This is a genomic window from Mesorhizobium sp. AR02 (assembly GCF_024746835.1).
In the GTDB taxonomy this organism is placed as follows: domain Bacteria; phylum Pseudomonadota; class Alphaproteobacteria; order Rhizobiales; family Rhizobiaceae; genus Mesorhizobium.
This window is the reverse complement of record NZ_CP080531.1, coordinates 636037-651126: the sequence shown is the minus strand read 5'-3', so window position 1 is coordinate 651126 and position 15090 is coordinate 636037. Positions and strand designations below refer to the sequence as shown.

12 protein-coding genes are annotated in these 15090 nt (G+C 64.5%); 11 read left to right on the top strand and 1 reads right to left on the bottom strand.

The window, feature by feature from the left end; translation table 11 throughout:
• Nucleotides 1–3 precede the first annotated feature (3 nt).
• Together DBIPINDM_RS07715 and pobA are read left to right on the top strand one after the other, a co-directional pair.
• Entirely contained in the window at nucleotides 4–1056 is a 1053-nt protein-coding gene (locus DBIPINDM_RS07715) for a 3-carboxy-cis,cis-muconate cycloisomerase (RefSeq protein WP_258585178.1), read from the top strand.
• The gene (pobA, locus tag DBIPINDM_RS07710) at nucleotides 1056–2228 is read left to right on the top strand and encodes a 4-hydroxybenzoate 3-monooxygenase (RefSeq protein ID WP_258585177.1); all 1173 of its coding nucleotides are present in this window, start codon (nucleotides 1056–1058) and stop codon (nucleotides 2226–2228) included. The genes DBIPINDM_RS07715 and pobA overlap by 1 nt, the downstream gene beginning before the upstream one ends.
• Nucleotides 2229–2250: 22 nt before the next feature.
• Here pobA and DBIPINDM_RS07705 read toward each other — a convergent pair whose 3' ends face one another.
• Complete coding sequence (locus DBIPINDM_RS07705; protein ID WP_258585176.1) at nucleotides 2251–2922, bottom strand: FadR/GntR family transcriptional regulator; 672 nt, start codon at nucleotides 2920–2922, stop codon at nucleotides 2251–2253.
• Between the two features lie 226 nt (nucleotides 2923–3148).
• Between DBIPINDM_RS07705 and DBIPINDM_RS07700 the strand changes: the two genes are divergently transcribed.
• From DBIPINDM_RS07700 to DBIPINDM_RS07660, 9 genes are all read left to right on the top strand, one after another.
• Nucleotides 3149–4027, top strand: coding sequence for a fumarylacetoacetate hydrolase family protein (locus DBIPINDM_RS07700; RefSeq protein WP_258585175.1), 879 nt, complete (start codon nucleotides 3149–3151; stop codon nucleotides 4025–4027).
• Nucleotides 4024–4803, top strand: coding sequence for an alpha/beta fold hydrolase (locus tag DBIPINDM_RS07695; protein WP_258585174.1), 780 nt, complete (start codon nucleotides 4024–4026; stop codon nucleotides 4801–4803). Before DBIPINDM_RS07700 ends, DBIPINDM_RS07695 begins: the two co-directional genes overlap by 4 nt.
• Nucleotides 4804–4855: 52 nt before the next feature.
• Nucleotides 4856–6184, top strand: coding sequence for a metal-dependent hydrolase family protein (locus tag DBIPINDM_RS07690; protein WP_258585173.1), 1329 nt, complete (start codon nucleotides 4856–4858; stop codon nucleotides 6182–6184).
• Between the two features lie 41 nt (nucleotides 6185–6225).
• Entirely contained in the window at nucleotides 6226–7227 is a 1002-nt protein-coding gene (locus tag DBIPINDM_RS07685) for a branched-chain amino acid ABC transporter permease (RefSeq protein WP_258585172.1), read from the top strand.
• The gene (locus tag DBIPINDM_RS07680; protein ID WP_258585171.1) at nucleotides 7224–8252 is read left to right on the top strand and encodes a branched-chain amino acid ABC transporter permease; all 1029 of its coding nucleotides are present in this window, start codon (nucleotides 7224–7226) and stop codon (nucleotides 8250–8252) included. Before DBIPINDM_RS07685 ends, DBIPINDM_RS07680 begins: the two co-directional genes overlap by 4 nt.
• Nucleotides 8253–8303: 51 nt before the next feature.
• Entirely contained in the window at nucleotides 8304–9551 is a 1248-nt protein-coding gene (locus tag DBIPINDM_RS07675; RefSeq protein ID WP_258585170.1) for an ABC transporter substrate-binding protein, read from the top strand.
• A gap of 25 nt (nucleotides 9552–9576) precedes the next feature.
• Entirely contained in the window at nucleotides 9577–10362 is a 786-nt protein-coding gene (locus tag DBIPINDM_RS07670) for an ABC transporter ATP-binding protein (RefSeq protein WP_258585169.1), read from the top strand.
• Nucleotides 10355–12571, top strand: a complete 2217-nt coding sequence (locus DBIPINDM_RS07665; protein WP_258585168.1) for an ABC transporter permease — start codon at nucleotides 10355–10357, stop codon at nucleotides 12569–12571. The genes DBIPINDM_RS07670 and DBIPINDM_RS07665 overlap by 8 nt, the downstream gene beginning before the upstream one ends.
• Nucleotides 12572–12654: 83 nt before the next feature.
• On the top strand, nucleotides 12655–14841 hold the full coding sequence (locus DBIPINDM_RS07660; protein WP_258585167.1) for a flotillin family protein: 2187 nt from the start codon (nucleotides 12655–12657) through the stop codon (nucleotides 14839–14841).
• The last annotated feature ends 249 nt before the right edge of the window (nucleotides 14842–15090 follow it).

The window sequence follows — 15090 nt, the reverse complement described above, 5'->3', positions numbered from 1 at the left end:
GACATGACCGTATCGCCCTTCGACCATCCACTGCTTTCCGCCCTCATTGGCGATGAGGAAGCATCGAGGCATTTTTCCGTCGACGCGGAAATCGAGACGGCGCTGGCGTTCGAGGGCGCGCTGGCGGAAGCGGAGGCCGAAAACGGGGTCATCGCCAGGGATGCCGCGGCGGCGATCGTGGCGGCGCTTGGTACGTTCCGGCCGGACACCGCCCTGCTCAGGGCTGGCGTCGCCAAGGACGGTGTCGTGGTTCCGGAACTGGTGCGCCAGATCAGTGCTGTGGTCGGTGAACCGCATGGCGACAAGGTGCATTTCGGTGCGACCAGCCAGGACGTCGTCGACACGAGCCTGGTGCTTCGGCTGAAATCCGTCGCCGAGCATCTCGGCCTGCTGCTGACCGAGACCATCATACGGCTCACCTCCCTCGAAGAACGCTTCGGGGGCAGGGCGCTGACCGGGATGACGCGCATGCAACCAGCGATCCCTGTTCATGTGGCGGATCGCATCACGGCGTGGCGGGCGCCGCTGCAAAGGCATCAGGAAAGATTATCGGAACAGTCCACTCGTCTGCTGGTGGTGCAGTTCGGCGGTGCTGCCGGCACGCTGGAAAAGCTTGGCAACAAGGGGCCGGCGGTGCGCGCGACCCTTGCCGCCAAACTCGGCCTTGCCGACGCGTCGCAATGGCAGAGCCAGCGCGACGGGCTCGCCGACTTTGCCGGCTGGCTGTCGCTGGTAACGGGCAGCCTCGGCAAGTTCGGCCAGGACATCGCACTGATGGCGCAGGGTGGAACCGACATCGCGCTGTCCGGCGGTGGCGGCTCGTCGGCCATGCCGCACAAGCAGAACCCGGTGAAGGCCGAAGCGCTAGTGGCGCTTGCGCGGTTCAACGCCGCGCAGCTTTCCGGCATGCATCAGGCGCTGGTGCATGAGCAGGAGCGCTCGGGCGCGGCCTGGACGCTGGAATGGCTGCTGCTGCCGCAGATGGCCGTCGCCACGGCTGCGTCGCTGCGGCTCGCCGCCGAACTGGCCGGACAGATCGAAAGCCTCGGCCACTGATGCGCACGCAAGTCGCCATTATCGGGTCCGGCCCCTCCGGCCTGCTGCTTGGGCAGCTTCTGGCCGGCATTGGCGTCGACACCGTCATTCTGGAACGTTCGAGCCGCGACCATGTGCTGGGCCGCGTGCGGGCAGGGGTGCTCGAACAAGGCACGGTCGAATTGCTGGAGGAGGCAGGTGCTGCTGCAAGGCTGCATGCCGAAGGCCTGCCACATTCCGGCATTTCGCTCGCTTTCGACGGCCGCCTGCACCGCATCGATCTCGCGGCGCTCACAGGCGGCAGGCATGTCACCGTCTACGGCCAGACCGAAGTGACGCATGATTTGATGGACAAGCGCGAGACGGCCAGCCTCGTCACCGTCTACGAGGCCTCTGATGTCGCGCTGCACGATTTCGAAAGCGCCGCACCTTTCGTCACCTACGACAAGGACGGCGTCAGCCATCGCATCGATTGCGACTTCATCGCCGGTTGCGATGGCTATCACGGCGTCAGTCGCAAATCGGTGCCGGAGCGCGCGCTGAAAACCTTCGAGCGGCGGTATCCGTTCGGCTGGCTCGGCGTGCTGGCTGAAGTGCCGCCGGCCGATCACGAACTGGTCTACGCCAATCACGAGCGGGGGTTTGCGCTGTGCTCGATGCGCTCGACGCATCGCAGCCGCTACTATGTGCAGTGTCCGCAGGACGATCATGTCGAGGCATGGTCCGACGATCGTTTCTGGGACGAGTTGCGCCGCCGCTTACCCGAACAGACTGCGGCAAGCGTCACCATCGGGCCATCCTTCGAAAAGTCGATCGCGCCGCTGCGCTCCTTCGTCGCCGAGCCGATGCGCTTCGGCCGGTTGTTCCTGGTCGGCGACGCCGCCCACATCGTGCCGCCGACCGGCGCCAAGGGCCTCAACCTCGCCGCCAGCGACGTGCGCTACCTCTTCGCTGGTTTTCGCGACTACTACCGCGACAAATCCATGGTTGGCATCGATGCCTATTCCGGCAAAGCGCTGGCGCGGGTGTGGAAGGCAGTGCGCTTTTCCTGGTGGATGACGACCATGCTGCATCGCTTTCCCGACACCGGCGACTTCGGCCAGCGCATTCAGGAAGCCGAACTCGACTACCTCGTGCATTCGCGGGCCGCATCGACCGCGCTCGCCGAGAACTATGTCGGGTTGCCTTACTGACCGGCGGCAAGCAATCCGGCTGCTACCGTCCCAGCAGATTGCGTTCGACGGTCCTCAGATGCGCCAGCATGGCCTGGCTGGCGCTTTCGGGATCGCGGCGCAGCAGCGCGTCGAGAACGGTCTGGTGTTCGCTGCAATAGATGCTGCGGCGTTCCTCGGAAAAGGAGCGCTTCTTCATTTCGAACCATGGCGCCTGATTGCGCAGGATGCGCATCAGATTGTGGATCTCCTTGAGGAAGTCGTTGCGCGAGCAGGCGAAGATGCGGTGGTGGAACTCCGCATCCCAGTGCTCGAAGGTCGGCATGTCCTGCGACTCCGAGGCGATCTTGTGCGCCTCGCGCACCGCGTTGAGCTCCATGGCGCTAGCATTGGTGGCGGCGAAGGCCGCCGCCGCCGGCTCCAGCAATTGCCGGATCTCCATCATGTCGGCCGGGCTGGTGCCTTCCATCCGGCCGACAACCGCCGCCATCGAAGCGGGGTTGGTAGTGGTCAGGAACGTGCCGCGCCCGACATGCCGCACCACGGTGCCGTCGTCCTCGAGGAAGGAGACGGCACGCCGCATCGTGTTGCGCGCGACGCCGAATTCGCTCGCCAGATCGCGCTCCGGCGGCATGCGGCCATTCTCGATCCATTCGCCGGAAGAAATGCGTTTCTTCAAGGCGGTGGCGATATCGTTGGCGACGAGCTTTGGCATGTCTGGCAACTTTTATCTGATCCGATACTGAACCATTGATAGCAGCTTCAGCCATCGTCGTCCACCGTACGGCGCCCCCATCGACATCCCATGAGGCTGTGGGGATGGCGGCCGAATCCTTTTTGGTATGACCAGCTTAGATTCCTCTTGCGGGCTAAACCAATCGGCGATAGCGTGTAACAAAAGAGCGAAGAATTGGCTCAATATTGGTTCAGGGAGGATGAGGATGCGGGTCGCGACTTTTTCGATCGCCGGTGAACGTCGCGTGGGTCTCGTCGATCTTGATGCCCAGACCATTGCCCCCTTCGATTTCTCCGTCGACCAGGCCAAATCCGGCATTCTGGCTTTGATCGAGCGCAATGGCGCCGGCCTGCCGCGCACGCTGTCGGCGATCCCACTGGCGCAGGTCGAGATCGAAGCGCCGATCCCGCAGCCGCGCCGCAACATCTTCTGCGTCGGCAAGAACTATCACGAACACGCGCATGAGTTTGCCCGCAGCGGCTTCGATTCCAGCGCTGGCGCCGGCGCGATCCCGAAACACCCGATCATCTTTTCCAAAGTGCCCGAATCGGTCGTCGCCAACCACGCCAGCGTGCTGATCGACCCGTCGGTCTCGACGGCCATCGACTACGAGGCGGAACTGGCCGTCATCATCGGCAAGGGCGGGCGCGGCATCTCCAGGGAAAACGCGCTCGATCATGTCTGGGGCTACACCATCGTCAACGACGTCACCGCCCGCGACCTGCAGGGCAAATACAGCCAGTGGCTGATCGGCAAGTCGCAGGACACGTTCTGCCCGATGGGGCCATGGGCAGTGACCCGGGACGAGGTCGACCTGGCGACCGCCGGCATCCGTTGTTTCGTCAACGAGGATCTGCGCCAGGATTCCCGCATCTCGCTGCTGATCTTCGACATCCCGACCATCATCGCCACGCTGTCGCAAGGCATCACGCTGAAGCCCGGCGATATCATCGCCACAGGCACGCCGGTCGGCGTCGGCATCGGCTTCGATCCACCGAAATACCTCAAGGCCGGCGACGTCGTGCGCATCGAGATCGACGGCATCGGCACGCTGGAAAACCGCTTTGCGGAGCATGCACAATGACCACGGTAACGGTTGGCCAGGTGGTTGCCGAAGTTGTCGGCGAGGGCGCTGCCGTGGTGATGATCCATGGCCTCGGCGGCACGTCGAACATGTTCCAGTCGCAGATGGCGGCGCTTTCCGGCTATCGCGTCATCCGGCTCGATCTGCCTGGCTCCGGCCGTTCGCCGCGTCCGATCGAGCCGCTGACCATCGAAGGCATGAGCGAAGCTGTCATTCGTGCCATGGCCGGCATGGGGGTCACGTCTGCACATTTCGTCGGCCATTCGATGGGCACCATCGTCTGCCAGCAGATCGCGGCGACGCAGCCCTCGTTGATTAAATCGCTGATCCTGTTTGGCGCGCTGGCGGAACCGGCCGAAGCGACACGGCAAGGGCTCGCCAACCGGGCGCGGCTGGCGCGCTCGGGCGGCATGGCCGATATCGCCGACCAGATCGTCGCCAATGCGATTTCGGCGCATACGAGGGAAACCTCGCCTGCTGCCGTCGCCTTCGTGCGGGAATCGATCACCCGGCAGGATCCGGAATCCTATGCCCGCACCTGCGAGGCGTTGGCCAAGGCGACCGCGGTCGACCCGCGGCGTATCTCGGCGCCGACGCTGCTGGTCACCGGCGATGCCGACACGGTCAACCCGCAAGGGGTCGCCCAGGCGCTTGCCGACAAGATCAAGGGCGCCGTATTCTCGTCGCTGGATCGGTGCGGGCACTGGGCCACGGTGGAAAGCCCGCGCGAAAGCAGCCAGAAGCTCGCCGATTTTTTGAGACGGGTTGATAGGTGAGGATTTCAGATCGGGCGTAGAACTACGCGCTCGGCAAGTTGGGAGGCTTGTGATGGCAGACGACAGCTGGAACGGCAACAGTTCGAGCAGCACGCTCTTCACCAATGTGCGCGTGCTCGACGCATCAGGTGAATATCCCTACACCGGCGAGGTGCTGGTGCAGGGCAACCGCATCAAGCAGATCACCAAGGGCTCGTCGCGCTTCGGCTCGTCCTCGTCATCTTCCTACGGTGGCGGGGCAACCGTCATCGACGGCATGGGCGCGACGCTGATGCCCGGCATGATCGACGCGCATCTGCATCTGTCCTGGAACAACGCACCCGGCATCGATCCCATCCAGATGATGGAAATCGAGGAGCATATGCTGGTCACCATGGAGATGGCCAAGCTGGTGCTCGATGCCGGCTTCACCGCCGGACGGGGTGCGGCCGCCGCCAAGCCGCGCCTCGATGTCGTCGCCAAGAAATTCATCAACCAGGGCCGCTTTCCCGGACCTCGCTATCTCGCGGCCGGTCCGGAAATCACCACGGTCGGCGGCCTCGGCGACTCCTCGCCGTCGCACATTCCGCATGAAGGCCTCAACCTCGGCATCGTCGTCTCCGGTCCGGAGGAAATCCGCCGCACCGTACGCCAGCTGATCAAATACGGTGTCGATTCCATCAAACTCAATTTGTCCGGCGAAAGCATCACCGGTATGGGCGCGGAGGAGACGCCGATGTCTGAGGAAGAGGTCGCCATGGCCGCCTCCGAGGCGCGCTGCCGCAACAAGGTGCTGTCGGCGCATGCGCGCTCGTCCGGCTCGGTCAAGCAGTGCGTGCGTCACGGCATCCAGAACATCTACCATGCCTCCTTCGCCGACGAGGAAGCGCTCGACATGCTCGAGGCGGTCAAGGACAAGCATTTTGTCGCGCCCGGCATCGCCTGGCTGATCAACACCGCACGCCATGCCGAGCAATGGGGCATCAAGCCGGGCTCGCCGCTGTCGCTCGAATATGAGCGCGAACTCGAAATGTGCATCGACACGATGAAGAAGATGCACCGGCGTGGCATCCGCGTCCTGATCGGCGGCGACTATGGCTTTGCCTGGACGCCGCAAGGCACCAACGCCAAGGACATCCAGACCTTCGTCGAGATGCTCGGCTTCTCGCCGATGGAAGCGATCCAGGCCGGCACCAAATATGGCGGCCAGATCATGGGCATGGGCGACGAGCTTGGCCTGATCAAGGAAGGTTACCTCGCCGATATCCTTTTGATCGACGGCGACCCGATCGCCGATGTGCGCATCCTGCAGGACAAGAACCGCATCCTCGCCATTATGAAGGACGGCAAGTTCCACAAGGCGCCGCGCATGAATGAGCAGCGCCGGCGGCTGACGGCATGAGCCTGCTCGACCAGCCATCTCAGTCGCTCACAAGCGGCGGCATGACACGTCGGCAGGCCTGGGGCCTCGTCGGCCTGCTTGCCGCTGCCGTGATTGCATGGCTGGTCTTCGCTGTCTGGCCGGATTGGCTGAACGCGATCCTGATCTCGAAAAAGGCCTTCGTCAGCGCCATCCTCAACGGCATCACGCTGGCCGGCCTCTATTTTCTCGTCGCCAGCGGCTTCACGCTGATCTTCGGCCTGATGCGCAACGTCAATCTGGCGCATGGCTCGCTCTATCTGCTCGGCGCCTATATCGGCTACGAGGTCACCAACCGCACCGGCTACTGGCTGCTCGGCGTTGCCGCCGGTTTCGCGGTGCTCGCCATCGTCGGCGTGATCATGCAGGTCTTCGTCTTCCGTCGCCTGGAAGGCGATGATCTGCGCCAGACCCTGGTCTCGATCGGCATCTCGATCGTCGCCGCCGATTTGATGCTGGCGGTGTGGGCCGGCGGCACCTACCAGATATCAACGCCGGAATGGCTTGACGGTGCCTTGACGCTGCCGATCATCACTGCAGTGCGCTCCAACGGCGCCTCGGTCTTCCTCACCTATCCGCTCTACCGCGTCGTCGTGCTGGCGGCGGCGATCGTCATCGGTGTCGGCCTGTGGCTGATGCTGCACAAGACCCGCGTCGGCATGATGATCCGCGCCGGCGTCGACGACCGCGCCATGCTGCAGGCCTCGGGTGTCAATGTGCATGCGGTGTTCGCCATCGTCTTTGCCGTCGGCGCCGGCCTTGCCGGCTTTGCCGGTGTCGTCGGTGGTTCGGCGCTGTCCGTCGCGCCCGGCGAGGATGTCCGCTACCTCCTGGCCTCGCTGGTCGTCGTCATCGTCGGCGGCATGGGCTCGATCACTGGCGCCGCTATCGGTGCGTTGCTGATCGGCCTCGCCGAGCAGATCGGCCTCGTCTACTTCCCGACCTATGGCATCGTGCTGACCTTCGTCATCATGGTGGTGACGCTGGCGGTCCGGCCGCAAGGCATCATGGGGAAGGCAAGATGAGCCTGGCCATCGCCACCACCGGCGCAACGCCGCAGCAGACCTGGCTGGAGAAGCTCGGCGCCGGCCACATCATCCTTGGCTTCGCACTGGTGCTCTATCCCCTGGTGGCATCGGATTTCTTCCTAACGCAGATCGGTGGCTATTCCTTGATCTTCGGCATGCTCGGCCTGTCGCTGATGCTGCTCGCCGGCTATGGCGGCATGGTCAGCCTGGCGCAGATCACGGTCGCGGGCATAGCGGCTTATGCCATCGCCATCCTCGGCAACAACAATTCCAACATTCTCGGCTTCGGCTGGCCGTGGTGGCTCGCGGTGCCGTTCGCGGTTCTCGCGGCGGCATTGGCGTCGGCGCTGATCGGCTGGATCTCGGTGCGCACCGAAGGCATCTACACCATCATGATCACGCTGGCGATCGCCACCGCGACCTACTATTTCGCGCAGCAGAACTACGCCATCTTCAACGGCCATTCCGGTTATGCCGGCATCCGCGCCCCGGTCTTCTGGGGCGTCAACTGGCGTGATCCCAAACCTTTCTATTACCTCTGTCTTGGCCTGGCGGCGCTGTCCTATGCCGCCGTGCTCTATGGCTCGCGCTCGACCTTCGGCATGACCTTGCAGGCGATCCGCGACAATCCGCGCCGCATGCGCGCGCTGGGCTATCACGTCACCGCGCACAAGGTCTTCGCCTGGCTGCTGGCCGGCGTCATCGCGGGGTTGGCCGGCGTGCTGCTGGTCTGGTTCAACGGCCGCGTCTCGCCCGGCACCATCGGCGTCGATGCCGCGATCGACGTGCTGATCATTGCCGTCATCGGCGGCCTGCGCCATCCGATCGGGCCATTTCTCGGCGCGGTCGTCGTTATCCTGATGCAGACCTTCGCCATCGACATCGTTGGCGCCGAGCGCTTCAACACGCTGATCGGCATGGTGTTCCTGGTGATCGTCTTCGTCTCACCGGATGGAATTCTTGGGTTGTGGGGGAGGATCAAGCCACATCTTGCCCAGGAGTCCTTGCGTCCCGGCCCTTAGCAACCGGGATGGAATGAACCACTGCAGAACGAAATCAACGGGAGGAAAATCATGAGGATGCATAGACGTACTTTACTGGCGCTCGCGGTGTTCACCGGACTGACCGCGCCTTCGATGGCGCTGGCTGCCGATGACACCATCAAGATCGGCCTGCTCGCCACTTTCGAGGGACCGTTCACGGTGCTCGGCGAAGACGGCGAGCGCGGCGCCATGACCGCGGTTGCCGAGATGAACGGCACCGTCGCCGGCAAGAAGATCGAAATCGTCAAGGGTTCGTCCGACGCTTCGCCCGACAGCGCTGTGCGCGCCGCGCGCAAGCTGGTCGAGCAGGACGGCGTCAAGGTGCTGGTCGGCCCGCTCTCTGGCGACGAAGGCCTCGCCGTCAAGGACTACGCCAAGACCCAGCCGAATGTGACCTTCATCAACGGCACTTCGGCCGCGCAGGACACCACGCTGCGCAATCCGGCGGAGAATTTCTTCCGCTTCTCCACCGATGGCGCGCAGTGGATGGCCGGCCTCGGCACCTATGCTTTCAAGGACAAGGGCTACAAGAAGGTCGCCACCGTCGCCGAGGATTATTCCTTCCCCTACACACAGGTGTTCGGCTTCATGGCCGAGTTCTGCAAGGCCGGCGGCCATGTGCCGTCGAAGTCCTGGGTGCCGATCGGCAACAAGGATTTCTCCTCGGTGATCGCCGCCATCCCTGAAGGCGTTGATGCGATCTATGTCGCGCTCGGCGGCGCCGATGCCGTCAACTTCCTGACCCAGTACCAGCAAAGCGGCGGCACCGCGCCGTTGATCGGCGGCTCGATCACCGTCGACCAGACTGTGCTGACCTCGAAAGGCAAGTTGAAGGATGTGCTGAAGGGCACGCCCTCGGCCGGCCCGACCGCCGACACCAATGACGCGCCGGCCTGGAAAGCCTTCGTCGAAGCCTACAAGAAGCAGCCGGGCGCGTTTCCGTCACCCTCGCTCTTCGCCCATGGCTACTATGTCGACATGAAGGCGACGCTGCTCGGTCTCGATCAGGTCGGCGGCGACGTCTCCGACGGCGGCAAGAAGCTGCGCGATGCGCTGTCGAAACTCTCCTTCGACACGCCGACCGGCAAGGTGTCGCTCGACAAGAATCGCAACGCCATCGCCGACATCTTCCTGACCGAGGTCACCGAAGGCGCCGACGGCAATCTCCTCAACAAGCTGGTCAAGGTCGTGCCGCAGGTCAACCAGACCCTCGGCATTCCCGAAGACGAGTTCATGAAGCTCGGCGCGGTCAACCGCGACAATCCGAGCTGCCCGTAACACCTGATTTCGAGTGCAGCCGCCAGTGACCGAAAGCCTCGCAGCAAACCGTCTCCAGAGCACCGGCGCCTATGCGCTGGAGCTCGATGGCGTGGCGCGGCATTTCGGGGCGCTGGTGGCGCTCTCGGGCATCAACATGAGGATCGCCGCCGGCGAACGGCGCGCGGTCCTCGGCTCCAACGGCGCCGGCAAGACCACCCTGTTCAACGCGGTCACCGGCGATTTCCTGCCGACGGCGGGGCGCATCCGCTTCTTCGGCGAGGACATCACCGACCTGCCGCCGCATGAGCGCATCCGGCGCGGCCTGCGCCGCACCTATCAGATCTCGCAACTGTTCAAGGGCCTGACGGTCCTCGATTCCATCTTTCTCGCTTGCCGCGGTGTCTCACGCCGGCGGTTCTCGCTGCTGCGCCCGGCGGCAAACGACGTCAACATGGTGCAGGCGGAATCGATCCTCAACGCCGTGCATCTCGAAGCCTATCGCGACACGCTGGTGGCGACCCTGAGCCACGGCCAGCAGCGTCAGCTGGAGATCGCACTGGCATTGGCCGGCGCCCCCCGTTTCATCCTGTTCGACGAGCCGGCCGCTGGCCTGTCGCCGACCGAACGCCGCGACCTCGTCGCCATCCTCAACGCGCTGCCCAAGCACATCGGCTACATCATCATCGAGCATGATCTCGATGTCGCGCTGCGCGTCTCGGAATATGTCTCGATGATGCACAATGGCCGCCTGTTCAAGGAAGGCACGCCACAGGAAATCGAAGCCGATCCCGAGGTTCAGGAGATTTATCTCGGGGGCAAGCATGGCTGAGCGCCCCGGGAAGACCACCAAGGCCATGTTGCGCATCGAAGACCTGCAGGTCTTCTATGGCGAGAGCCATGCGCTGCAGGGCGTTTCATTGACACTGGAAAGCGGCGTGCTGTCGGTGGTTGGCCGCAACGGCATGGGCAAGTCGACGCTGTGCAACACCATCGTCGGCCTGAAGCGGGCGAAGTCCGGTTCGATCCGCGTCGACGGTCGCGAGATCACCTCTCTCGAGCCGCACGAGATCCACCGCCTCGGCGTCGGCTATGTGCCGCAAGGCCGCCGCGTCTGGCCGAGCCTGACGGTCGACGAGCATCTGCGCCTTGCCGCCGGCAACAGGCGCGACGCCAGCTGGACGGTCGAGCGTGTCTACCAGACCTTTCCGCGCCTCGCCGAGCGCCGCGGCAATGGCGGCTCGCAGCTGTCGGGTGGCGAACAGCAGATGCTGGCGATTTCGCGCGCGCTGCTCAGCGACCCGAAGCTTTTGGTCATGGACGAGCCGACCGAAGGCTTGGCGCCTGTCATCGTCGACCAGGTCGAGAAGATGCTGGTCGACCTTGCCGCCGAGGGCGAGATGGCGGTACTGGTCATCGAGCAGAATATCGGCGTGGCGACCGCGGTGTCGAACCAGGTCGCCATCATGGTCAATGGCCGCATCAACCGGCTGATGGACGCCAAGGCGCTCGCCGCCGACCGCGAATTGCAGCAGCGGCTGCTCGGCGTCGGCCGCCATGGCGAGGAAGCCCCGGTGACGCCTGCGGAAGTGGCGCACGCCAGGGAACAACTGGCGGAAGTCTATCGCGTCGACAGGGCCGGCGCCGGTTCGGCCGAGCCGAAGCCGCAGAACGGCATCTATAGACCGGTCACCGAACTGCCCAACCGCTGGAATGTGCCGGTCACCGAACTGCGCCAGGCGGCTGTCGACAAGGCCGCGCCGCAGGAGGACCTGAAGAAGGTTTTCGCCATCCCGTTTGCCGAGCGCATCGGCAGGACCGTGCTGGTCGTCGGCACTTTCGACACCAAGGGCAAGGAACTGCGCTTTGTCGCCAACCGGCTGAAGGCGCTGGGTCTGCCCGTGCGCACGGTTGATCTCTCGACATCGGGAAAACCGACAAGCGCCGATGTTCCTGCCATGCAGGTGGCCGGCATGCACGTGCGGGGGTCATCCGCCGTCTTCACCAATGATCGCGGCGGCTCGGTCAGCGCCATGGCCGAAGCCTTCGCGCGCTGGATCGAGCGCGAGCCGCGCATCGGCGGTATCATCTCGGCAGGCGGCTCCGGCGGCACCACGCTGGCGACTTCTGGCATGCGGGTGCTGCCCGTCGGCATCCCCAAGCTGATGGTGTCGACGGTCGCGGCCGGCGACGTCGCCAAATATGTCGGCGGCGCCGACATCATGATGTTCCATTCGGTCGCCGACGTGCAGGGGTTGAACTCGATCACCGAACAGGTGCTGTCCAACGCCGCGCACGCCATGGCCGGCATGGTCGCGCAATTGCCCAATGCCGAGGCCTGGGAAGCAAAACGCAAGCTGGCGCGGCCGGCCGTCGGCATCACCATGTTCGGCGTTACCACGCCTCTGGTGCAAGCGGTCACAAAACGCCTCGAAGCCGACTACGATTGCCTCGTCTTCCACGCCACCGGCATTGGCGGGCGGGCCATGGAAAACCTCGGCGACTCCCGGCTGCTGTCGGCCTTCCTCGACCTCACCACCACCGAAGTCGCCGACATGATCGTCGGTGGCGTCTTCCCGGCGACGGAGGATCGCTTCGGGGCGGCGATCCGCACCGGACTGCCTTATGTCGGCTCGACCGGCGCGCTCGACATGGTCAATTTCGGTCCACGCGACAGCGTGCCGGAGAAATTCCGCAACCGCAAATTCGTCATCCACAATCCCAACGTCACGCTGATGCGCACGACGCGCGACGAGAACCGCGCCTTCGGCGAATGGATCGGGACGCGGCTCAACGGCATGAACGGCCCGGTGCGCTTCCTGCTGCCCGAAGGCGGCGTCTCGATGCTCGATTCGCCGGGTCAACCCTTCCACGATCCGGAAGCCGACAACGCTCTGTTCGAGGCGATCGAGAAGACGGTTCGGCGCACGCCTTTGCGCCATGTCGAGCGGGTGCGGGCCAACATCAACGACGCGCCTTTCGTTGACGCGGTGATCGCTGCGTTCCACGCGATCACGCCGAAGCTGCAGAGGCGGGCATGAAGAATTGGACTTCGCCGCCCTGCAGGTGGATGTTTGAAATCGGTCGCCTCGCGCCGACCGTATTGTCTTGGGGAGGATAGATCATGGACGCGCAGACCTTTGGCGCTTTCCTGTTGTGGCTGATCATTGCCGCGGTCGTCGTGGTGATCGCCGTCTACGTCTTGCGCTGGCTCTACCGCCGCTCGACCAAGGAGACGGCGTTCGTGCGTACCGGCTTCCTGGGCGAGAAGGTGGTGGTCAATGGCGGCGCCTTCGTCATTCCGGTGCTGCACGAGATCACCCCGGTCAACATGAACGTGCTGCGCATCGAGGTGCGCCGCGAGGATGGACTGGCGCTGATCACCCGCAACCGCATGCGCGTCGACCTGATCGCCGAATTCTTCGTCCGCGTCGGCGCCAGCCGCGAACTGGTCGCCGCTGCCGCCCAAACGCTCGGCCGCCGCACGCTGCAGCCCGACAGCCTGCGCGAATTGCTCGAAGGTAAGTTCGCCGGCGCCCTGCGCACCGTCGCCGCCCAGATGACGCTGGAAGAAATGCACGAATTGCGCGGCGACTACGCCGCCAAGGTGCGCAGGCTCGCCGAGGAGTCGCTCGCCGCTAATGGGCTTGAGCTGGAAAGCGTCGCCATCGTCGATCTCGACCAGACCAGCCTCGAATATTTCGACCCGTCCAACGCTTTCGACGCCGAAGGCCTGACGCAGCTGACGGAATCGATCGAGACAAGGCGCCGCATGCGCAACGAGATCGAGCAGCGCACGCTGGTCGATATCCGCAACCAGAATCTCGACACCCAGCGCAAGGTGCTGGAGATCGACCGCGACAGCGAATATGCGCGCCTCGAACAGGAGCGCGAGGTCGAGATCCGCCGTGCTGCGCAACGTTCGGAGCTCGCCATCGAGCGCGCGCTGCGCGACCAGGAATCCGAGCAGGCGCAGCTTTCGTCGCGCGAAGCGGTCGAAAAGTCGCGACTCAACCAGGAGCGCAACATCACCGAGGAGCGCATCAAGAGCGAGGAGGACACGCAGCGCCGTGAGATCGCGCGCCGCCGTTCGCTCGACGAGACCGAGATGAAGATGCGCGAACTGACCGAACGCGAGCAGATCGCGCTCGAACTGTCGCTGGAGAAGGCCCGCATCGAGCGCGAAGGCACGCAGAGCCAGCTCGAGATCGAACGCAGGAAATTGCTCGAGGTCGCCGAGCTTGAACGTCAGATCGCGCTCGCTGAAAAGGCGTTGGAGGTGACCCGGGCCGAAGCGGAAAAGCGCCGCGCCGAGATCGTCGAGAACCAGGCGACAGAGACGGCGCGCATCGCGCAGGAACGGGTCGTCGACGAGGTCCGCATCGAACGCGAGCGCCATCTCGAAGCGTTGCAGATCGCCAAGCGCCAGGCCTTCGAGGAGGCCGAGATTTCGGCCGGCGAAGAGGTCGAGCGCGCCCGCATCACCACCGAGCGCGGCATCGAGGAAGCGCGGCTGATCAAGGATCGCGATATCAGGCAGATGGGCGTGGAGCGTGACCAGAAGATCGAGATCGCCGAAATCCAGAAGGCGATCGACATCGCCAAGAAGACGCAGGAGCGTTCCTCCGCCATCGCCGCTTCCGAAGCCGTGCGCGCCAAGGCGGTCCAGGCCGAGGAGCAAGCCTTCACCGCCCGCGAACGCGAGATCGCGGAGCGCCGCAAGCTGACCGACCTGATCGGCGCACAGCGCGAGGCCGAGCGTGAGGCACTGCGCATCACATCCGCAGCGGACGCCGAGATGAAGGCGGCGAAGAGCCTGGCCGAGGCGCAGAAGATCGCCGCCGTCGCTTCGGCCGAGTCGGAGAAGATCCACGCCCTTGCCGCCGCCCAGCGCTACGAGGTCGACGCCGCCGGCCACCGCCAGCTCAACGAGGCCGAGAACATCCTTTCCGAAGGCGCACGTGCCGGGCGCCTGCGCGGCAAGCTGCTCGACCACATGGAAGGCATCATCCGCGAGAGCGTCAAGCCGATGGAGAAGATCGACGGCATCAAGATCCTACATGTCGACGGCCTCAATGGCGGCACGGGCGGCAACCGCAACGTCACCGACGAGGTGATCGACTCGGCACTGCGCTACCGCGTGCAGGCGCCGATGATCGACAATCTGATGAAGGAGATCGGCATCGAGGGCGGCTCGCTCGGCCGCATGACCGACGTGCTGCGCGACGCCAAGGACATTTCCAGCCTGACCCGCGACAAGAAGGGCAAAGGCAAGGCTGCCAAGGACGACGATGACGACCGCGATCACTGAGGTGAGGGCGGTGTTTCCTTGCGCTTCGTTGGGCCGTGCGAGACGACGTCTTGCACCTGATTGCCATGCTGCGTCGGTTCGCGATTATTGCCAAGTGGTTCCCCCACTCCGTCGCTGCTTCGCAGCGCCACCTCTCCCCCCTCCGGAGGGAGAGGAAGGGAGCCCGCCGCGGACGGTTCGCGCCCTTCCTCTCCCCCGTCGATCGGGGGAGAGGTGTCGAGCGAAGCTCGACGGAGTGGGGGTCGAGCT